This is a genomic window from Pseudomonas sp. HY13-MNA-CIBAN-0226 (genome assembly GCF_040310305.1).
GTDB classification, from domain to species: domain Bacteria; phylum Pseudomonadota; class Gammaproteobacteria; order Pseudomonadales; family Pseudomonadaceae; genus Aquipseudomonas; species Aquipseudomonas gregormendelii.
This window is the reverse complement of the sequence record NZ_JBEOPS010000021.1, coordinates 43,095-64,192: the sequence shown is the minus strand read 5'-3', so window position 1 is coordinate 64,192 and position 21,098 is coordinate 43,095. Positions and strand designations below refer to the sequence as shown.

Genomic DNA, 21,098 nt, shown 5'->3' with positions numbered 1-21,098 from the left:
ACTTGAGCGAGAGTGAAATTTTATGAGCTTGAATCCAAGAGACGTCGTGATTGTCGACTTCGGTCGTACGCCGATGGGCCGCTCCAAGGGCGGCATGCACCGCAACACCCGTGCCGAAGACATGTCGGCGCACCTGATCAGCAAACTGCTGGAACGCAACGTCAAGGTTGATCCTAACGAAGTCGAAGACGTGATCTGGGGCTGCGTCAACCAGACCCTGGAGCAGGGCTGGAACATCGCCCGCATGGCGTCCCTGATGACGCAGATTCCGCACACCGCTGCCGGCCAGACCGTCAGCCGCCTGTGTGGCTCCTCGATGAGCGCGCTGCACACTGCTGCGCAAGCGATCATGACCGGCAACGGTGACGTATTCGTGGTTGGCGGCGTCGAGCATATGGGTCACGTGAGCATGATGCACGGTGTCGATCCGAACCCGCACATGTCGCTGTACGCGGCGAAAGCCTCGGGCATGATGGGCCTGACCGCGGAAATGCTCGGCAAGATGCACGGCATTACTCGCGAACAGCAGGACGCCTTTGGCGTGCGCTCCCACCAGCTCGCTCACAAGGCGACCGTGGAAGGCAAGTTCAAGGACGAGATCATCCCGATGCAGGGCTACGACGAGAACGGTTTCCTGAAACTGTTCGACTACGACGAAACCATTCGTCCGGAAACCACCCTGGAAAGCCTGGCGGCGTTGAAGCCAGCGTTTAACCCCAAGGGCGGCACCGTGACAGCCGGTACTTCGTCGCAGATCACCGATGGTGCCTCGTGCATGATCGTGATGTCGGCGCAACGTGCACAGGACCTGGGCATCCAGCCGCTGGCGGTGATCCGCTCGATGGCAGTGGCAGGTGTGGACCCGGCGATCATGGGCTATGGTCCAGTACCGGCCACTCAGAAAGCACTTAAGCGTGCCGGCCTTGGCATCAACGATATCGACTTCTTCGAGCTCAACGAAGCTTTCGCCGCACAGGCCCTGCCAGTGCTGAAAGATCTGAAAGTGCTCGACAAGATGAACGAGAAGGTTAACCTGCACGGCGGCGCGATCGCCTTGGGTCACCCGTTCGGTTGCTCCGGAGCGCGTATCTCCGGCACTCTGCTGAACGTGATGAAGCAAAATGGCGGCAGCCTCGGGGTTGCCACCATGTGCATTGGTCTCGGCCAAGGCATCTCCACCGTCTTCGAACGCGTTTAAGCGTTACGTTGATGGAAGCCGGGGCCAAGTGCCCCGGTTTTTGTTTTTCTGAAATTTTTTTTATTTTTATTTTGAAAAGATTTGTGCGAGGGCCAAACCATGCTTTTACAACCTGGGCTCTACCAACATTACAAAGGTCCGCAGTACCGCGTATTCAGCATTGCGCGACATTCGGAAACAGAAGAAGAAGTGGTCTTCTACCAAGCCCTGTATGGTGATTACGGCTTTTGGGTGCGTCCCTTGAGCATGTTCCTGGAGTCGGTCGAGGTTGACGGCGAACAGGTGCCACGCTTTGCTTTGGTGCAGGCCGAACCGAGTGTTTTTTCGAAGGTATAAGCTGAGTGCGCGCCGAACCCTGCGCTTGACCTCATCTTGTAGCCACTATATATAGCGGTGCCGCGTCAGGCGCCAACCGCCTTTCACTTCTAGAATTCAGGAATTTTCTGATCCATGGGCAAATCGCTGGTCATTGTGGAATCCCCGGCTAAGGCCAAGACCATCAACAAGTATCTGGGTAACCAATACGTGGTGAAGTCGAGTATCGGCCATATCCGAGACCTGCCCACCAGCGGTTCGGCTAGCGCCAGCAAAGAGCCTGCCGCCAAGCGCGGCAAGGCCGCTGCGGGCGAAGGCCCGGTGCTCACGCCGAAAGAGAAGTCGCGCAAGCAACTGGTCTCCCGCATGGGCGTCGATCCCGATAACGGCTGGAAAGCCAAGTACGAGATCCTCCCGGGCAAGGAAAAGGTCATCGAAGAGCTGCGCCGGCTCGCCAAGGATGCTGACACCATCTATCTCGCAACCGACTTGGATAGAGAGGGGGAAGCCATTGCCTGGCACCTGCGCGAAGCCATCGGTGGCGACGACAGCCGCTACAAGCGCGTGGTGTTCAACGAAATCACCAAGAAGGCGATTCAGGAAGCCTTCTCCAAGCCCGGCGAGCTGGACATCGACCGCGTCAATGCCCAGCAGGCGCGTCGATTCCTCGACCGCGTGGTGGGTTACATGGTGTCGCCGCTGCTGTGGGCCAAGATCGCCCGTGGCCTGTCTGCCGGTCGCGTGCAATCGGTTGCCGTGAAGCTGGTGGTGGATCGCGAGCGCGAAATTCGTGCGTTCAACCCTGAAGAATACTGGGAAATCCACGCCGACCTCGGCACCGCCAAGGGCTCCACCGTGCGCTTTGACGTCGCTCGCGAGAAAGGCGAGGCCTTCAAGCCGCTTAACGAAACCCAGGCCATGGCCGCGCTGGAGAAGCTCAAGGCTTCCAGCTACAGCATCGTCAAGCGTGAAGACAAGCCGACCAGCAGCAAGCCGTCTGCGCCCTTCATCACGTCCACCCTGCAGCAGGCCGCGAGTAACCGCCTGGGCTTCGGCGTGAAGAAAACCATGATGATGGCCCAGCGTCTGTATGAAGCCGGCTACATCACGTATATGCGTACCGACTCCACCAACCTCTCGGCTGATGCCGTGACCATGGCGCGCAGCTACATCGAGACCGAGTTCGGCAAGAAGTACCTGCCGGAAAACCCGAACGTCTACAGCAGCAAGGAAGGCGCACAGGAGGCTCACGAAGCGATTCGTCCTTCTGACGCCAATACCGAGCCAAGCAAGCTGGCGGGCATGGAGCGTGATGCAGAGCGCCTCTATGAGCTGATCTGGCGCCAGTTCCTGGCATGCCAGATGCTGCCGGCGCAATACCTGTCGACCACCGTTACCGTGGGCGCGGGTGATTTCGAGTTGCGCGCCAAGGGCCGTATCCTCAAGTTCGACGGTTACACCCGCGTCATGCCGCAGATCGCCAAGCCTGGCGATGACGATGTACTGCCGGACATGGCCCAGGGCGACTCGATGAAGCTGATCAAGCTTGATCCGACCCAGCACTTCACCAAGCCGCCTGCGCGTTACTCGGAAGCGAGCCTGGTCAAGGAAATGGAAAAACGCGGCATCGGTCGTCCTTCGACTTACGCCGCGATCATTTCGACCATCCAGGACCGCGGCTACGTTGCGCTGCACAACCGCCGGTTCTATTCGGAAAAAATGGGCGACATCGTCACCGAGCGCCTGTCCGAGAGCTTCCCGAACCTGATGGACTACGGCTTTACTGCCGGCATGGAAGAGAACCTCGATGACGTGGCCAAGAGCGAGCGCGACTGGAAAAGCGTGCTGGACGAGTTCTACGGCGACTTCAAGAAGAAACTCGAAGTAGCTGAAAGCGCCGAAGGTGGCATGCGCGCCAACCAGCCGGTGATGACGAACATCCCGTGCGTGGTGTGCGGTCGTCCGATGCAGATTCGTACGGCATCGACCGGCGTGTTCCTCGGTTGCTCCGGCTACAGCCTGCCACCGAAAGAACGCTGCAAGGCCACCGTCAACCTGGTGCCGGGCGATGAAATTGCCGCAGACGACGAGGGCGAGTCCGAATCCCTGGTGCTGCGTGGCAAGCATCGCTGCCCGATCTGCAGCACGGCGATGGACGCCTACCTGCTGGACGAGAAGCGCAAGTTGCACATCTGCGGCAACAATCCGGACTGCGACGGCTACGAGATCGAAGAAGGCAGCTATCGCATCAAGGGCTACGAAGGTCCGAGCCTGGAATGCGACAAGTGCGGCAGCGAGATGCAACTCAAGACCGGCCGTTTCGGCAAGTTCTTCGGCTGCACCAACGCGACCTGCAAGAACACCCGCAAGCTGCTCAAGAGCGGTGATGCGGCGCCGCCGAAGATGGACCCGGTGAAGATGCCTGAGCTCAAATGCGAGAAGGTCAACGACACCTACATCCTGCGCGACGGTGCTTCCGGGTTGTTCCTGGCCGCCAGCCAGTTCCCGAAAAACCGCGAGACTCGTGCGCCCCTGGTGATGGAGATCATTCCGCACAAGGACGAGATCGATCCGAAGTATCACTTCCTGTGCGAAGCACCGAAGAAGGACCCGGATGGCTTGCCGGCGGTGATTCGTTACAGCCGCAAGACCAAGGAGCAGTACGTGCAGACAGAAGTCGACGGCAAGCCGACTGGCTGGAAGGCGTACTATGACGGCGGCAAGTGGACGGTTGAAGACAAGCGCCCGGCGAAAGCCAAGGCTTGATTCGGCGCTGATATAAAAAACCGCATGAAGCCCGAGGGTCCTCATGCGGTTTTTTTTGCAGGAAAGATCAAAAGATCGCAGCCTTCGGCAGCTCCTACATAAGGTTCCTGTAGGAGCTGCCGAAGGCTGCGATCTTTTGATCTTGATTTACTTGCCGCAGGCCAGGTGTATCCACGACACTGTCCGACCTGCATGAAGCAATTATTTCGTTGTGGAGGCTGCCGTCATGGCCCACGAACTCTATACCCGCACCAATCAGAAGATCTATTTCGCCGGCCTGTCGCTTGAAGCGCTGGGCAAAGCCGAAGAGGGGCGGGCGATGAACTCCCTCGCGTTGATCCAGGCGGGGCGTGAATCGGCGCTGTTTCATCTGTACGGCGCGCTGCTGGGCCTGTGCCATGAGATCGCCGGCTTCTACCGTCTGCCGCAGGCCAACGCCCCGCGCGCAGAGATGCTGCTGACGCGCGAAGTGCTCGAAGCCATCGCTATTCCGGAAATGGCCGAGATGGTCGAGCTGGCGCAAAACCCGGAAACATGGCTGGCCAGGTTGCTGGCCGCGTACTCGGCGCTGTTCCAGCCACCGCGTGCCCCGCACAAGCCCAAGGGTGACGTGACCCAGCCGCTGATCCAGGCGATCAACCTGGATGAAGAACAGGCGCCTCAGGAGCTCAGCCGCGAAGAGCTGGAGAGCTGGCGGCAGCACCTCAAAGGCCTGGCCATTCGTTTTCGTGAAGGCTTGAACGAGTGCTGATGGCTGGGGATTCAGCGGTGCTGTCAATGGCACTGCTGGTCAAGATCCCGAGCGAAGCATGGCCGATGCCTATATAATCCCCGCCTTTCGTGGAGAACAGACTTATATGCCAACGTCGTTTCTGGAAATTGTCGAGTTGCCTGACGGCCGTATCGAGCTGCGCAGGGCTGAGGACGAGGGTTCTCTGGTGACTTTGGATTTTTCCGAAGATGCCAAAGCGTTCCTGCAAGGCCAGCACGTGGAAGTCGCCAAGGCGATGTTGAGCGTCGGCGTGCAGATGGCCGGTCGCATGGTTGAAGGCGAATTAGAGCAGGAAGAGGGGTCGCGGGTTCTTCATTGATCCCCGCCCGTCGGTTTCTGCAGACACCGCTTCGGTTCGGCTTCTCTGTCCTTTGAGAAGCCCCGCGCATGATCCTTGCGCGCAGCAGGTTCGCTTATCCCAGTCGAATATTCAGACTTTGCGCGTCCCCGATCCGGGCGGCGCTGATCAACTGTTGCCGTTGGGTTGAACCCAGCGGATTGAGCCAGCTCACAACCGTGTGGCTGCGGCCCAGTCGAAGTGCTTCGCACGTCAGCTGCTGAGCGCTCTGGGTGCCCCGTGGTTGCAGTAGCAGGATGCGCTCGCGGTTGAGGCCGGCGTCCCGCAACCAGGCCTGGGTCAGGCTGGCTGGCGGGGCGATCAGGGTGAGCCAGCGGGCGTCCTGGTCCTGGCTCAGTTCCCTGAGGATCGGGGCGAGAAGGTTAAGGCAATTCCCGGCTGCACCACGCAGTGACAGTTCGCTGAAGACTTCCGGTTCGGCGCTCCACGGCGATTCGACCACGTCTTTGAGGATGGGCGCCAACGGCTGCACCATGAACGCCTCGAACAACGGCAGTTGGGCTTGCTGTGATGTGTGCGGGAATTGCATAAAGCCTCCTTTAGCGGCGAATGACGCCGACACTCAAGCCTTCGATCACCAGTTCCTGATCTTTCAGGTTGACTTCGATAGGGGCGAACTCGGGGTTTTCAGCCAGCAACCAGACTTTGCTGCCATCGCGCTTGAAGCGTTTGACGGTCACTTCATCGCCGATCCGCGCGACTACGATCTGGCCATTACGGGCTTCGCGAGTGGTATGAACCGCCAGCAGGTCGCCGTCGAAAATGCCGACGTCCTTCATGCTCATGCCGTGGACGCGCAGCAGGTAGTCGGCGCGTGGATGAAAGAAGGCCGGGTTGATGTTGCAGGATTCCTCGATGTGCTGCTGGGCCAGGATCGGCGCACCGGCAGCCACCCGGCCAATGATCGGCAGGGTGGAATCGTCGGCGGCCTTGGCTTCAAAGCCCGGAATACGGATGCCACGGGACGCGCCCGGGGTCATTTCGATTGCACCCTTGCGGGCCAGGGCCTTGAGGTGTTCTTCCGCCGCATTAGGCGATTTGAAGCCCAGTTCCTGGGCGATTTCCGCACGGGTCGGCGGGTAGCCGTTGTCTTCGAGGCAGCGTTTGATGAAGGCCAGAATCTCTGCTTGGCGTGGCGTCAGCTTTAGCATATTGATCGCTCTGTCTTTTTATACAGTGACTGGGATTATATACAGTGGAACGGTCTTGGCAATGCCCGTTTTTTTACCCGCCGCTGGACGGTCGATCCGAGCCCTGATTGAAGCTTTGCAGTTGTATGGTTAAATAGCTGACCGACCATTCCCAAAACGAACCGCCAGGCTTGACAAGACAGGGTCTGAAACGTATGTTTCAAACAAGTGTTTGTCAGGCGGAGTAGCCATGGCCCAGTCGGAAACCGTTGAACGCATTCTCGATGCTGCCGAGCAATTGTTCGCGGAAAAAGGTTTCGCCGAAACCTCGTTGCGCCTGATCACCAGCAAGGCCGGGGTCAACCTGGCGGCGGTGAACTATCACTTCGGCTCGAAGAAAGCCCTGATCCAGGCGGTGTTCTCGCGCTTCCTCGGGCCGTTCTGCCTGAGCCTCGATAAAGAGCTGGAACGTCGCCAGGCCAAGCCCGAAAACAAGCCGACGCTGGAAGAGCTGCTGGAGATCCTGGTCGAACAGGCCCTGGTCGTGCAGCCGCGCAGCGGTAACGACCTGTCCATTTTCATGCGTCTGCTGGGCTTGGCGTTCAGCCAGAGCCAGGGCCATTTGCGTCGTTATCTGGAAGACATGTACGGCAAGGTGTTTCGCCGCTACATGATGCTGGTCAACGAAGCTGCGCCGCGTATACCGCCGATCGAGTTGTTCTGGCGCGTGCACTTCATGCTCGGTGCCGCTGCGTTCAGCATGTCGGGGATCAAGGCGCTGCGGGCGATTGCCGAGACCGATTTCGGCGTCAACACGTCGATCGAGCAGGTCATGCGCCTGATGGTGCCGTTCCTGGCCGCCGGCATGCGCGCCGAAACCGGCGTGACAGACTCCGCCATGGCCACCGCGCAGTTGCGTCCACGCAGCAAATCGACACAGGTTGCCGCCAAGGTTTAACCGCGTACGGGTGGGCGCGGCAGCTGACATCCGCTAAGCTAGCCGCCCATGCCGACTCTCGTTCTGAACCCGCTCCCCATTGCACTCGTCGACCTGCCTGGCCTCGCCCAGGTTGGCGATTTTGCACGCTCCGGGTTTTTCGTTATCAAGGAATCTCTATGACTGCTGGCCTGCAAGGCTCGTTGATGTTGGACGTCGCCGGTACCTGGCTGACGGCTGAAGATCGCCAGTTGCTGCGTCAACCGCAAGTGGGCGGGCTGATCATTTTCGCCCGCAACATCGAACATCCGCGCCAGGTGCGTGAATTGAGCGCGGCGATTCGCGCGGTGCGTCCCGACCTGTTGCTGGCAGTCGACCAGGAAGGCGGGCGGGTGCAACGGCTGCGCCAGGGCTTCGTGCGCCTGCCGGCCATGCGCGCCATTGCCGATAACCCGAATGCCGAATACCTGGCGGAACAATGTGGCTGGATCATGGCCACTGAAGTGCTGGCTGTGGGTCTGGACCTGAGTTTCGCCCCGGTGCTGGACCTCGATTACCAGCGCAGCGCCGTCGTCGGCACCCGTTCGTTCGAAGGTGATCCGCAACGCGCCGCCTTGCTGGCCGGCGCGTTCATTCGCGGCATGAACAGCGCCGGCATGGCCGCCACCGGCAAGCATTTCCCCGGGCATGGCTGGGCCGAAGCAGATTCCCATGTGGCCATCCCCAACGATGAGCGCAGCCTTGACGAGATCCGCGCCAACGACCTGGTGCCGTTTGCCCGTTTGAGCAAGCAGCTGGCGGCAGTGATGCCGGCCCACGTCATTTACCCGCAAGTCGACTCCCAACCGGCCGGCTTCTCCCGCCGCTGGTTGCAGGACATCCTGCGCGGCGAGCTGCAATTTGACGGTGTGATCTTCAGTGATGACCTGTCCATGGCCGGTGCCCATGTGGTTGGCGATGCGGCCAGCCGGATCGAAGCGGCGCTGACGGCCGGTTGCGACATGGGCCTGGTGTGCAACGACCGCGCAGCGGCAGAGCTTGCCCTGTCGGCGGCGCAGCGCCTGAAAGTCACCCCTTCGCAGCGCATTGCGCGGATGCGTGGGCAAGCCTTCGTCGGTACCGAATACCGTCAGCAGCCACGCTGGCTGGCTGCCATCGGCGCGCTCAAAGAAGCTCAACTGATTGAATAAGGATTCAACGTTATGACGGTTTACGCGATCATCGGTGGCACCGGCCTGACCCAGCTCGAAGGCCTGAACATTCGTCAGTCCCTGGCCGTGGACACGCCTTACGGCGCGCCGTCGGCCGAGGTGCAGATTGGCGAATACGCCGGCAAGGAAGTGCTGTTCCTCGCCCGTCACGGCCATCCGCACCGGTTCCCGCCGCATCAGGTGAATTACCGCGCCAACCTCTGGGCCCTGAAGCAGGCCGGCGCCGAAGCGATCCTGGCGGTCAATGCCGTCGGCGGTATCCACAGCGCGATGGGCACCGGGCATTTCTGCGTGCCGCACCAGCTGATCGACTACACCAGCGGGCGTCAGCACACGTTCTTTGCCGATGACCTGGAACAGGTGACCCACATTGATTTCAGCTACCCCTACAGCGAGCCGTTGCGCCAGCAATTGATCGCGGCGCTGGCTGCAGAGGGTGTCGATTACAGCAGCCAGGGCGTGTATGCCTGCACCCAGGGACCGCGCCTGGAAACGGTTGCCGAAATTACGCGGCTGGAGCGTGATGGCTGCGACATCGTCGGCATGACTGGCATGCCTGAAGCGGCGCTGGCGCGGGAACTGGAACTGGATTACGCCTGCCTGGCGCTGGTGGTGAACCCGGCGGCGGGCAAGTCGACGGCGATCATCACCATGGCCGAGATCGAGCAGGCTTTGCATGACGGGATGGGGAAGGTGAAATCGACTCTGGCGCGGGTGCTTAAGGGCTAATCAGTTTTGGGGTCGGGGTGAGCCCATCGCGGGCGAGCCCGCTCCCACAGGAAGTGTGTGCACGCCCCCACATTGCCGGGCCAACAACAATCTCTGTGGGAGCGGGCTTGCCCGCGATGACGGCCTGACAGGCGCCGACACTCTCAACGCTTCTCCAGCTTATCCGGCAACGGCGCAAACAGCGCCTCGATATCATCACTCTGCAACTTCCAATCCCCGGCACTGCGCCCATCCAGCACGCCCGCCGCCAGGTCGGATTTTTCCTTTTGCAGGTGCTGGATCTTCTCCTCCACCGTGCCCCGGGCAATCATCTTGTAGACGAACACCGGTTTCTCCTGGCCGATGCGGTAGGCCCTGTCAGTCGCCTGGTTTTCCGTGGCCGGGTTCCACCATGGGTCATAGTGAATCACCGTGTCCGCTTCGGTCAGGTTCAGGCCCACGCCGCCGGCCTTCAAGCTGATCAGAAAGATCTGCCGCTTGCCGCTCTGAAAGTCTTTCACCGGCGCCCGGCGGTCGCGGGTCTGGCCCGTCAGCAAGGCATATTCCACGCCGCGCTTCTTCAGCTCGACCTCGATCAACGCCAGCATTGAAGTGAACTGCGAGAACAACAGAATCCGCCGGCCCTCTTCGAACAGTTCTTCCAGCATTTCCATCAGGCTGTCGAGTTTGCCCGAGGTGCTGCCGCGAGTCGGCGGCGCGGCATCGCTGACCAGGCGCAAGTCGCAACACACCTGGCGCAGCTTCAGCAGCGCTTCAAGAATGATGATCTGGCTGCGGGCCACGCCTTTGCGGGTGATCTCGTCGCGCACTTTCTTGTCCATGGCCAGGCGCATGGTTTCGTACACGTCGCGCTGGGCTTCGTTGAGTTCGACCCAGTGAATGATTTCGGTTTTTGGCGGTAACTCGGTCGCCACCTGCTCCTTGGTGCGGCGCAGCAGAAAGGGTTTGATCCGCCCGTTCAGGTGCTGCAGCCGGACTTCGCTGGCGCGCTTTTCAATGGGCACGCGGTAATCGCGATTGAAGCTCTTCACGTCGCCCAGCCAGCCGGGCAGCAGGAAGTGAAACAGCGACCACAACTCCCCCAGGTGATTCTCCAATGGCGTGCCACTCAGGCACAGGCGCTGGCGCGCGTTCAGTTCGCGGGCAGCCTGGGCGGCTTTGCTGTTGGGGTTCTTGATGTACTGCGCCTCATCCAGCACCAGCACGTGCAAAGGTTGCGCCGCCAGGTGCTCGATGTCCTTGGGCAGCAGTGCATAGGTGGTCAGGATCAGGTCGTAGTCGCCAAGGTGGGCGAAATGTTTTTTGCGGCTGGCACCGTACAGCGCCAGCACCTTGAGCTGCGGGGTGAAGTGCGCCGCTTCGTCGAGCCAGTTGGGGATGAGGCTGGTGGGCATCACCACCATGCACGGGCGATCGAGGCGCCCGGCGTTCTTCTCGCTGAGCACATGTGCCAGGGTCTGCAGGGTTTTCCCCAGGCCCATGTCATCAGCGAGAATGCCGCCGACTTCCAGCTGGCGCAACGACTGCATCCAGCTCAAGCCTTCCAGCTGATACGGGCGCAGGGTGGCGTTGAGGCCGTCGGGCGCGGTCGCAGTAAAGTCCTTGATGTCGCGCAGGCGCTGGGCAAACGTACGGATCTGCTCGCCGCCTTCCCAGAGCAGTGGCATGTCTTCCAGCGGGTTGAGACGTGTGGCATCGGCCTTGCTCAGGCGCAGCGTGGTTTCGCCGGGCTCCTGCAGGTAGAACTCGCCGAGGGTCGCCAGTACCGGTTTCAACCGACCCAGGGGCAGGGCGACTTGCAGCGGGCCATGCTCGGAGTTGGGGCGATTGGGAATGTTGACCAGGATCAGCTCGTCGTCCCGACGCCGTGCCAGGCGTTCCGGGTTGAGGATTTCGGTGTGCGAGCGCATCAGGTTCAACAGGATCGGCAGCAGGCTCAGGCGCTCGCCATTGACGATGATGCCCAGCTCGAGGTCGAACCAGTCGCGTTCCGGCGCCTGTTCGACGGTGGCGTACCAGTCGTCCACGGCCGTCAGGTCGAAGCCGAATTCCTCGTCGATCTGCAACTCCCAGCCCTGGGTGCGCAGCTTCGGCAGTTCATTGAGGGTGAAGGTCAGCCAGGCGCTGTCGTTGACCATTTCGAACAGCTCGCCCGCGCTTTCCGGCAGGGCCTTGCTTTGGCGGGTGGCGATCTTGAAGCCGAGGATTCGCAGGTGTTCCCGGTAGGACTGTTCCACTTCCGGTTGACGCTTGATCCGCAGGGTCTGGGTCTCCTGGCGGATGAGAATGTCGGCGTTTTTTTGACCCGAGACGTATTCATCCAGATAGCTGAACGACAGCGCGGCGCGATGCTGGATGTAGCGCTGCATTTTGCCGTTGCGCGGCTCGAATGCACTGAATTCGATACTCGCCAGCCACAGGCGCGGCACCGGCTGGACATTCTCCACCAGCACTTGAGGCACGCTTTTGGGGTTGCGGTTTTCCAGTACGGCCGAGAGTTTTTCCAGCAGTTCGGCGTCTTTGGCGGCGGCTGGATAGTCGAGGGTTTCCTGCACCTGCAGCAGCACCGCAGCGCAATGCTTGCAGTTGTTGCGCACCGGGCAACTACAGGTGGCATCGACCATCAGCAGGGTGGACTTGGCCGACTCGCGCAGGCGAATGGTCTGGCGGTAGACGTTGCCGCCAGAGCCTTCGCACGCGGCAACGATCGTGGCGTCGCCCACTTCGACGATCCTGACGCGGTTCTCCAGGGCGTAGCGCCGGCCACGCTCCAGGCTCTGTTCCTTGAATCGGCTGACCCAGGACGGTGCCAGGGGTTTGCTCAGGGTCGTGGACATAAGGACTTCAATCAGTCCGGAATTTCATCGGGGACTGGCCGAGGTGCGGGGGCGGTCAACGAAGTGATCTTGATCAGCAGGCCCAAGTGGCCGTTATCGAGGAAATTCAGCTGGCCGTTCTTGGTGTGGCTTTCCTGCTTGAGTCGCTCGCTGGAGGTGACCAGGCCATTGGCGTCGATCTGGTTGACCCAGAAGTCGGCGTCGACGTCGGTGAAGCGCCCCAGTTTCAGGCTCAGGGTGCCCTCGATCGGGAACTGGCCGAACTGTTCCGCGCCGTCGCTGATCGCAAACTTGCTGGCTTGTTCGCCCAGGGTCTGTTGCCAGGCCTTGTGCAGCAGCACTGTGTATTCATTGCTGGCCGTGAGTTTTTCCACCTCGCGAGTCAGGCTTGGCGTGCGCAGGCTTTGCGGGCTCACGCGTTGCGCGCCGGCTGCCCAGTCTTCCGGTGCGGCACGGCTGACGATGGCAGGCACGGCGTTCTGCCGCACCAGCACCATTTCAACTTGATACATGTCGTCGGCAAACACCGAGGGTGCGACCAGGGTCATCAGCAAGGTCAGTGAGCAAAACAGGCGCATGCGGCGTCCTTCAAGCAGTTTTCGGGATGAGGCGCTCAAGCAGCGCCTCCACAGTATTAAAGCGCTCTTCTGCGCGCTCCATCGGCACCATGAATTTGAACACCGTGGCACCTTCGAATTTGTAGCGTTTGGGTTGTCCCTGAATCAGCTTGATCAGCGTCAGCGGGTCGACCGGTGTTTGCGCCGCGAATTCGATACGGCCCCCTTGCGGCCCGCCGTCGACTTTCTTGATGCCGAGCAGTTCGGCCTGCAGTTTCAGGGCCGTGATGCGCATCAGGTTCTTGGTCGGTTCCGGCAGCAGGCCAAAGCGGTCGATCATCTCCACCTGCAGATCCTTGAGGCCGTCTTCGTCGGTGGCCGAGGCGATGCGCTTGTAGAGGATCAGTCGGGCGTGCACGTCCGGCAGGTAATCTTCAGGGATCAGCGCCGGTACCCGCAGATTGACTTCAGGACCGCCACCCAGGGGTTGGTCGAGGTTCGGTTGTTCGCCCTTGCGGATCGACTTCACCGCGCGTTCGAGCATCTCCATGTACAGGGTGAAACCCACGGCCTGGATCTGCCCGCTCTGACCGTCGCCGAGCAGCTCGCCGGCGCCGCGGATTTCCAGGTCGTTAGTGGCGAGCACAAAGCCCGCGCCAAGGTCCTGGGTATTGGCGATCGCTTCCAGGCGTTTTTCCGCATCGGCGGTAATCTGCTGGCGCGGCGGTGTGAGCAGGTAGGCATAGGCCTGGTGGTGACTGCGTCCAACGCGGCCGCGCAGCTGGTGCAGCTGTGCCAGGCCGAACTTGTCGGCGCGCTCGATGATGATGGTGTTGGCGCTTGGCACGTCGATGCCGGTCTCGATGATGGTCGAGGCGATCAGCACGTTGAAGCGCTTGTGGTAGAAGTCGCTCATCACCTGTTCGAGTTCGCGCTCGCGCATCTGCCCGTGGCCGATGCCGATGCGTGCTTCCGGCACCAGTTCGGCGAGGTCGGCTGCACATTTCTCGATGGTCTTCACGTCGTTGTGCAGGTAGTAAACCTGGCCGCCGCGCAGCAACTCACGCAGCAGGGCCTCCTTGACCGTGCTCTTGTTCTGCTCCATGACGAACGTGCGCACGGACAGGCGACGGGCCGGCGGTGTGGCGATGATCGACAAGTCGCGCATGCCCGACACTGCCATGTTCAGCGTGCGCGGAATCGGCGTGGCGGTCAGGGTCAGGATGTCGACTTCGCTGCGCAGCGCCTTGAGCTGTTCCTTCTGGCGGACGCCAAAGCGGTGTTCTTCGTCGATGATCACCAGCCCCAGGTTCTTGATCTTGACGTCGTCCGACAGCAGCTTGTGGGTGCCGATGACGATGTCGATCTTGCCTTCGGCGAGGTCGGCGATGGCCGCATTCACTTCCTTGGGCGACTTGAAGCGGCTCATCACTTCCACGCTCACCGGCCAGTCGGCGAAGCGGTCGCGGAAGCTGTTGTAGTGCTGCTGGGCGAGCAGGGTTGTCGGCACCAGGATGGCCACCTGACGCCCGCCATGCACCGCGATGAAGGCGGCGCGCATGGCCACTTCGGTCTTGCCGAAACCCACATCGCCGCACACCAGGCGGTCCATCGGCTTGGGCGCTAGCATGTCGGCGCGCACGGCGTCGATGGTGGTTTGCTGGTCCGGGGTTTCCTCGAACGGGAAGCCGGCGCTGAAGGTCGCGTAGTCGGCTTTCGGGTCTTCGAAGGCATAACCTTCCCGTGCAGCTCGACGGGCATAGATGTCGAGCAATTCGGCGGCCACATCGCGCACTTGCTCGGCGGCCTTGCGCTTGGCTTTCTGCCAGGTCTCGGAGCCAAGGCGGTGCAGCGGCGCCAGGGCGTCGTCGCTGCCGGTGTAACGGGCAATCAGGTGCAGGTTGGCCACGGGCACGTAGAGCTTGGCGCCTTCGGCGTATTGCAGGGTCAGGAATTCAGCGGCCTGATCGTCGATTTCCAGGGTCGCCAGCCCCAGATAACGCCCAACACCTAACGCCCAACACCGTGATCGATGTGCACCACCGGCGCGCCTTCGCGCAGCTCGGTGAGGTTCTTGATGACGGCGTCGTTGTTCGCGTCGGCGCGTTTCTCCCGACGGCGGCGCTGCATCACGCGCTGGCCGAACAGCGGGCTTTCCGCTACCAGTGCCAGGGCTGGGTCATCGAGCACCATGCCTTCGTCCAGCGGCGCGATGGTGATCGCCAGGCGCTCTTTGCCCGCAACAAAGTCTGGCCAGCTGTCGACGGTTTTCGGTCGCAGCTTCAGGCGTTCGAGCAGTTCCAGCAGCACTTCGCGACGGCCTGCGGACTCGGCGGTAAACAGCACGCGCCCGGGAAACTCGTCGAGGAAGCCGGCCAGCGCCGCCAGTGGCTGGGTGGCCTTGGCTTCGATGGCCAGGTTGGGCAGTTCGCGGGCCGGGAAGCGCTCGCGCCCAGCGCCGGTTTCGACATCCTGTTGGCTGGCCACCACGCGCGGCCAGTTTTTCAGGCGGGCGAAGCAGTCTTCCACCGGCAGGAACAGCTCCGCTGGTGGCAATAGAGGTCGGGCCGGATCGACGCGGCGTTCTTCATAGCGGTTGCGCACGTCGTTCCAGAAGTTTTCCGCCGCCTGTTCAATGCCTGGCAGGGAGAACACCTGGGTGTCCTGGGGCAGGTAGTCGAACAGGGTGGAGGTTTCATCGAAGAACAGCGGCAGGTAGTACTCGATGCCGGCGGGGGTAATCCCGCTGCTCAAGTCCTGGAAGATCGGGCAGCGCCGGAAGTCGACGTCGAAGCGTTCGCGAAAGCGTGCCTTGAAGCGCGTGACCGCATCTTTTTGCAGCGGGAATTCCCGCGCAGGCAGCAGGCGCACGGTGTCGACCTTGTCGATGGAGCGCTGGTTCTCCGGGTCGAAGGTGCGCAAGGTCTCGATTTCGTCATCGAACAGATCGATACGAAAAGGCAGCTTGCTGCCCATCGGGAACAGGTCGATCAGCGAGCCGCGCACGGTGAATTCGCCATGCTCGTACACCGTATCGACGTAGCGATAGCCACTGGCCTCGAGCCGGGTGCGCATCTGCTCGACGTCGAGCTTCTGGCCGACGTCCAGCACCAGGCTGCTGCCGAGCAGGAACTTGGTCGGCGCCAGGCGGTGCAGTGCGGTCGTGATCGGTACCACCAGCACGCCGTGGCTCAGCTCTGGCAGCCGGTACAAGGCAGCGATGCGCTGGGAGATGATGTCCTGGTGCGGCGAGAACAGGTCGTAAGGCAAGGTTTCCCAGTCCGGGAAATGCAGTACGGGCAAATCCGGGGCGAAGAAACCCAGCTCCTGTTCCAGCCGCTCGGCACTTTGGCTGTCGGCAGTGAGCAGCAGGGTAAAGCGCTTGGCAGCGCTGGCAGCCTCGGCAATGGCCAGGCTCAGGGCGGCACCGGGCAGGTTGCCCCAGTGCTGTTTACCTGCCGCGGCAGGGAGAAGCGGTAGACGCAGAACGGGCACGGAAGGTTGAGCTCCAAGCGTTGCGACAAAGTCGGTAATTGTAGCGGGCCCGGGTGCCGCCTGTCAGTGACAGACTGTGTCTATTACGCAGGTTTGGCGAAATGTAGTGGTAAAGACAAAATCGGCGGTTTTTTTAGGGAAAATGACCGGATATGTAGTGGCAAAACAGGCCAGTGTTACGGATGGTTACGGACAAGGCAGCGCTGTCTGCAAAAAAATGACAGCGCTGGAAGCCGCGTGTTTACTGGGCTGCAGCGAGGCGTATTTTTTTCTGACGGAATTTTGTTACGGATGGTACGACAAGCGCGCATTGCTACAAGAGGCACTCGGCGGCATAATGTAGCCCCTTTTTTCTGCCCCTACATGTGGAAGGTTCCCGTGACTCAGAAGCCCGACCAGTGTCTTGGTGAATGGATCGACCGTGAAGCACTCGCAGAAGCGATGATTCCGCTTATCGGTCAGCTCTACCGCAATAACAACGTGGTGAGCTCGATCTATGGCCGCAGCCTGATCAATCGTTCAGTCATTGCGATTCTCAAAGCCCACCGCTTTGCTCGTCATCGCCAGTCCGATGACAGCGAATTGTCCGTCCACGAAACATTCCCTCTGCTCAAGGCGATGAGCGAGCTCAAGCTCGGCGCCGCTTCGGTAGACCTGGGCAAGCTTGCGGTCAAGTTCAAGACCGAAGGCAATGGCCGTACTGCCGAGCAGTTCGTCCGTGAAGAACTGGCTGACGTCGTTGGTCAGCAGAACGCCGCCGCTCGCAAGGGCACCGACGTTGTCCTGTACGGTTTCGGTCGTATCGGCCGCCTGCTGGCGCGCATCCTGATCGAGAAAACCGGTGGTGGCGACGGCCTGCGCCTGCGCGCCATCGTGGTCCGCAAGGGCGCCGAGAACGACCTGGTCAAGCGCGCAAGCCTGCTGCGTCGTGACTCGGTTCATGGTCCGTTCGATGGCACCATCACCATTGATGAAGCCAACAACACCATTACCGCCAACGGCAACCTGATCCAGGTTATCTACGCGAAAAACCCGACTGAGGTGGACTACACCCAGTACGGCATCAAAGACGCGCTGCTGGTGGACAACACCGGTGTATGGCGTGACGCCGATGGCCTTGGCCAACACCTGGCGTGCCCGGGTGTCGACCGCGTTGTTCTGACCGCGCCTGGCAAAGGCAAGCTGAAGAACATCGTGCACGGCATCAACCACGGCGATATCACTGCTGACGACAAGATCGTTTCTGCCGCTTCGTGCACCACCAACGCCATCGTGCCGGTGCTCAAGGCTGTGAACGACAAGTTCGGCATCGTTAATGGTCACGTTGAAACAGTTCACTCGTACACCAACGACCAGAACCTGATCGACAACTTCCACAAAGGCGATCGCCGTGGCCGTAGTGCTGCGCTGAACATGGTCATCACCGAGACCGGTGCCGCTACCGCTGCTGCCAAGGCCCTGCCTGAGCTGGCCGGCAAGCTGACCGGTAACGCGATCCGCGTTCCGACGCCTAACGTGTCGATGGCCATTCTCAACCTGAACCTTGAGAAAGCCACCACCCGCGAAGAGATCAACGAGTACCTGCGCCAGATGGCCATGCACTCGGATCTGCATAAGCAAATCGACTACGTCAACTCGCAGGAAGTGGTTTCCACCGACTTCGTTGGCTCGCGCCACGCAGGCGTAGTGGACGCTGAAGCGACCATCACCCAGGATAACCGCGTTGTACTGTACGTTTGGTACGACAACGAATTCGGTTACAGCTGCCAGGTGGTTCGCGTGATGGAAGACATGGCCGGTGTAAACCCGCCAGCATTCCCGCGCTAAGCTTCACAAGTAACTAAAAACGCCCCGGCCCTTGGTCGGGGCGTTTTTGTTTGTATCTTGCTTATAACTTTTTAGACTTTTTTCCCAGGAGTTAAGCGTTATCCAGTTTGTTGCCTCGAAAGTTGCAGGCATAAACTTCCAGCAAAAATAAGCAGTTGCCGATTGTTTGAGGTGCAGGTGAGTTTAGTGGATCCAACTTAAAATGCGTTGGGGAATTGGCGCCATTTAATTGTTCCGTCCAAATACTTGACACTGTCACTCACTGAAACTAGTGTCGCCTGTGACGGCCCGCTCTGCCTCGGGCTTCGTCGGTTTTGCTGCTTCAGCGTCGCGTTACAACTCTCCAAAAAGACAGGGATCTCATTCCTGCTCACATCACAATAAATCTAATGAAAACTGTTCCGGCTTAGTTGCCGTGCAGCGCTCTGTTTCGTATTGCTCACCCTGCCGAAAGTGTTTTGCGGTCACGGCATGTTATTGCCTGGCTTTTACGCGGTTGGTCTATCGGGAGAGTCGAACATGGCGGAAGAACGATCGAAGTTGTTGTCGCTGTTACCGCGCCTGGTGGGGTTGGGAGTCCTGGGGTTTGTCGTCTGGTTACTGATGTCGACACTGTTGATGCCTCTGGTGTCGGCCTCTGCCACCCGGGCGATTTTGAATGCGCCGGTGATCCTGCTCACCACGCCCATTGATGGCGTGGTCAGTGCGTTGGACGTCAAACCCGGTGCGACCTTTGCCCAGGGCCAGAAAATCGCCGTAGTGGAAAACCCCCGGGCGAATCAGGAAACCTTGCTGACCCTGCAAACGCGCCGCCTCACTCTGGAACAGCAGATATCTTCCTCGGCCAGCCAGGCCGAACATGATCAGCAGTATTACGAGGCACTGGAAAAAACCAGCCAGCAGTACCAGACCGCTTTTCATACCCGGCAACTCTTCACCCAAAGGGCGCTGCGGGCCGAAAACAGTGCTGCCAGTGCGCGGTTGATGGACGCCCAGGAAACGGTCGAGCGCAACCTGGAGTTGTTCGTGCAGGGGGCGGTGAGTGGCGCGGTGGTGGCTTCATCGAAAGCGCAGCTGGCCTCTTTGCAAGGTGCGGCGGAGTCGGTGCGCTCGCAGTTACGGATCAACGACGGCGACGTCAGTGCGGCCAACAAGCAGGTGTACCTCGACCCGGATCAACTGCGCATGTTCGACCTGACGGCGCAGATGACCACGCTCAAGCTCAGCCTGGAAAATCAGGCGCGCAATCGGGCGACCTATCAACAGGAGCTCGACAACCTCAACCGTTTGATCGATGCCGAGCAGAACCGGGTCAAGCTGATGGCCGGGTACGATGTCGTGGCCTATTCGCCGGGTACCGTTCAGGAACTCCTGGCGCCCCAGGGCACGCTGGTGCAGGCCGGTTCGACTTTGCTGCGCGCCACCGATTGCGGGCAGAGCTATGTGATTGCGGTGTTCCCGGAGCGCATGGCAAGCAAGATCGATCGTGACAGTGTGTTGACCGTGAAAATCCGCGGCCTTGCCGAGCCGCTCAAGGCCAGCGTGGTGCAGTTGTTATCCAGCGCTTCGGACATTCGCGCCAACTCCTACAGCGTGCCGTTCCCCTACGCCGAGCAGAACTCGGTGTATGTGGTCGGTACCTTTGCCGCCGACCTCACCGATAGCCAGCGCGCCATGACCTGCAACCCCGGGCTATGGGCCAGTGCCGAAGTGTCACGACCATGAACGGCCTCTTGCGCGGGGTGGTCAGTGTGATACTCATGGGCTCTGGCGCGTCCTCATTGGCGGCAGCCGCCAGGCCTCAACTGGCGACAATGACCTGCGCCGCACTCGATCGCGCGGTGGCGACGCAGCCGGCGGGCCCTGTGCTGGTGGCCAGTTACCCGGCGCTAAATGGTCAGCCGGCGCCGATCCTGGCGTTGCGCGGGGTGGCGTTCACTTACGATAACGCCCTGGCGAGCATTGCCTTGTTCGCCTGCGGCAAGGCCGGGTCGGCGCGACGCATCGCCGATGCTCTTGTCTTTGCAACGAACCACGATCCCGAATATCACGATGGCCGTTTGCGCAACGCCTACGCTGCTGGCCCGGTGGGTGCGCCGCCGATGAAGCTGCCCGGCTACTGGAGCACCGAACGCAACGCCTGGAACCAGGACGCCTATCAAGTCAGCAGTGCGACCGGGAACCAGGCCTGGGCGGCGCTGGCGTTGCTTGAGGCTTTTCGCCAAAGCGGCGAGGGCGCCTACCTGGAAGCGGCAAGAAAAGTCCTGCGCTGGTCGCAGGACAAAACCTACGACGCCCAGGCACCGGCCGGCTTCAGTGGGGGCTACTACGGGTACTTCAATCAGCAGATCCAGCAGAACTGGAAGTCCACCGAGCATAACGTCGACCTGGCGGCTGCGTGGTCGGCACTCAATGCGCTGGCTCCGGATCAGGGCACGGCGCGGCAGGCGCAGATCGCCCGGCAGTTTGTCGCCAGCCAGTGGGACGCCACGGAAGGGCGCTTCCTGATCGGCACCGGTGCGGATGGCCAGACGTCGGACCGGGTGCGCTCCGGGCTGGATGCGCAAATCTGGCCACTGATTGCCTTGCACGACCCGCCCGGGGATTGGCGTCGGGTGTTCGCTTTTGTCGATCGCGCGCACCGGGCCGGTGACGGCTACGGCTTCAATCGCGATCCCGATGGTTTGTGGACCGAAGGCACCGCGCAAGCCGCTGCGGTCGCGCAGTTAAACGGCCTGAGTGACAAGGCGCAGCCGCTTTGGAGTGTTTTGCTGGCCCAGGAAGCCGGCAATGGCTGGCTGTACGCGACCCCGGCAGCGCGCATCAGTACCGGGCTGGCCATAGGCCCGGACTCGGTGACCAACGATTTTTTCTATTACCACCTGCCTCACCTGGGCGCCACGGCGTGGGCGGCGATTGCGGCCACCGGCGTCAATCCCTTTACCGGTTCGCGAGAGGCTGACTGA

Annotated in this window: 16 protein-coding genes and 1 pseudogene; 12 read left to right on the top strand and 5 right to left on the bottom strand. The window is 60.9% G+C overall.

Translation table 11 applies throughout. The features are described 5' to 3' along the window. Positions 1-22 precede the first annotated feature (22 nt). The 5 genes from fadA to AAEZ05_RS21900 all read left to right on the top strand — a co-directional run bounded on the left by fadA (position 23) and on the right by AAEZ05_RS21900 (position 5,370). A complete protein-coding gene (gene fadA / locus AAEZ05_RS21920; RefSeq protein WP_045062413.1) occupies positions 23-1,198 on the top strand; it encodes an acetyl-CoA C-acyltransferase FadA in 1,176 nt (391 codons plus the stop codon). A gap of 99 nt (positions 1,199-1,297) precedes the next feature. Continuing rightward, positions 1,298-1,534 (top strand): DUF1653 domain-containing protein, encoded by a 237-nt coding sequence (locus tag AAEZ05_RS21915; RefSeq protein ID WP_045062415.1) that lies wholly within the window; start codon positions 1,298-1,300, stop codon positions 1,532-1,534. A 114-nt stretch (positions 1,535-1,648) separates the two neighbouring features. Continuing rightward, positions 1,649-4,279, top strand: a complete 2,631-nt coding sequence (topA, locus tag AAEZ05_RS21910) for a type I DNA topoisomerase (RefSeq protein ID WP_350648826.1) — start codon at positions 1,649-1,651, stop codon at positions 4,277-4,279. Between the two features lie 226 nt (positions 4,280-4,505). Beyond that, entirely contained in the window at positions 4,506-5,030 is a 525-nt protein-coding gene (locus AAEZ05_RS21905) for a DUF6586 family protein (protein WP_045062420.1), read from the top strand. 106 nt (positions 5,031-5,136) lie between these two features. Then, entirely contained in the window at positions 5,137-5,370 is a 234-nt protein-coding gene (locus AAEZ05_RS21900) for a hypothetical protein (protein WP_045062423.1), read from the top strand. A gap of 94 nt (positions 5,371-5,464) precedes the next feature. On the opposite strand, the gene sulA is transcribed toward AAEZ05_RS21900, so the two are convergent. Then, positions 5,465-5,938: an SOS-induced cell division inhibitor SulA gene (gene sulA, locus AAEZ05_RS21895; protein ID WP_045062425.1), complete on the bottom strand. Its 474-nt coding sequence runs from the start codon at positions 5,936-5,938 to the stop codon at positions 5,465-5,467. 10 nt (positions 5,939-5,948) lie between these two features. Then, positions 5,949-6,560: a transcriptional repressor LexA gene (lexA, locus tag AAEZ05_RS21890; protein ID WP_045062428.1), complete on the bottom strand. Its 612-nt coding sequence runs from the start codon at positions 6,558-6,560 to the stop codon at positions 5,949-5,951. 229 nt (positions 6,561-6,789) lie between these two features. Between lexA and AAEZ05_RS21885 the strand changes: the two genes are divergently transcribed. The 3 genes from AAEZ05_RS21885 (at position 6,790) to AAEZ05_RS21875 (ending at position 9,416) form a co-directional block, all read left to right on the top strand. Then, positions 6,790-7,497 carry a TetR/AcrR family transcriptional regulator gene (locus tag AAEZ05_RS21885; protein WP_008037709.1) on the top strand — a complete coding sequence of 236 codons (708 nt, stop codon included), beginning with the start codon at positions 6,790-6,792 and terminating at the stop codon, positions 7,495-7,497. A gap of 170 nt (positions 7,498-7,667) precedes the next feature. Then, positions 7,668-8,666, top strand: coding sequence for a beta-N-acetylhexosaminidase (gene nagZ / locus AAEZ05_RS21880; protein WP_350648903.1), 999 nt, complete (start codon positions 7,668-7,670; stop codon positions 8,664-8,666). Between the two features lie 12 nt (positions 8,667-8,678). Beyond that, complete coding sequence (locus AAEZ05_RS21875; RefSeq protein WP_045062436.1) at positions 8,679-9,416, top strand: S-methyl-5'-thioinosine phosphorylase; 738 nt, start codon at positions 8,679-8,681, stop codon at positions 9,414-9,416. Positions 9,417-9,559: 143 nt separating this feature from the next. Here AAEZ05_RS21875 and AAEZ05_RS21870 read toward each other — a convergent pair whose 3' ends face one another. The 3 genes and pseudogenes from AAEZ05_RS21870 to mfd form a co-directional block, all read right to left on the bottom strand. Beyond that, positions 9,560-12,253, bottom strand: coding sequence for an SNF2-related protein (locus AAEZ05_RS21870; protein ID WP_350648823.1), 2,694 nt, complete (start codon positions 12,251-12,253; stop codon positions 9,560-9,562). Between the two features lie 11 nt (positions 12,254-12,264). Continuing rightward, on the bottom strand, positions 12,265-12,831 hold the full coding sequence (locus tag AAEZ05_RS21865; RefSeq protein ID WP_122838167.1) for a CsiV family protein: 567 nt from the start codon (positions 12,829-12,831) through the stop codon (positions 12,265-12,267). A 10-nt stretch (positions 12,832-12,841) separates the two neighbouring features. Next, a pseudogene (gene mfd / locus AAEZ05_RS21860) lies at positions 12,842-16,305 on the bottom strand (transcription-repair coupling factor). A gap of 106 nt (positions 16,306-16,411) precedes the next feature. On the opposite strand from mfd, the gene AAEZ05_RS21855 reads away from it, so the two are divergent. From AAEZ05_RS21855 to AAEZ05_RS21840, 4 genes are all read left to right on the top strand, one after another. Beyond that, positions 16,412-16,648 (top strand): hypothetical protein, encoded by a 237-nt coding sequence (locus AAEZ05_RS21855; protein WP_350648821.1) that lies wholly within the window; start codon positions 16,412-16,414, stop codon positions 16,646-16,648. Between the two features lie 20 nt (positions 16,649-16,668). Further along, positions 16,669-18,132: a glyceraldehyde-3-phosphate dehydrogenase gene (locus AAEZ05_RS21850; RefSeq protein ID WP_045062443.1), complete on the top strand. Its 1,464-nt coding sequence runs from the start codon at positions 16,669-16,671 to the stop codon at positions 18,130-18,132. A 519-nt stretch (positions 18,133-18,651) separates the two neighbouring features. Beyond that, entirely contained in the window at positions 18,652-19,857 is a 1,206-nt protein-coding gene (locus AAEZ05_RS21845) for an HlyD family secretion protein (RefSeq protein WP_350648819.1), read from the top strand. After that, positions 19,854-21,098: a hypothetical protein gene (locus AAEZ05_RS21840; protein WP_350648817.1), complete on the top strand. Its 1,245-nt coding sequence runs from the start codon at positions 19,854-19,856 to the stop codon at positions 21,096-21,098. Before AAEZ05_RS21845 ends, AAEZ05_RS21840 begins: the two co-directional genes overlap by 4 nt.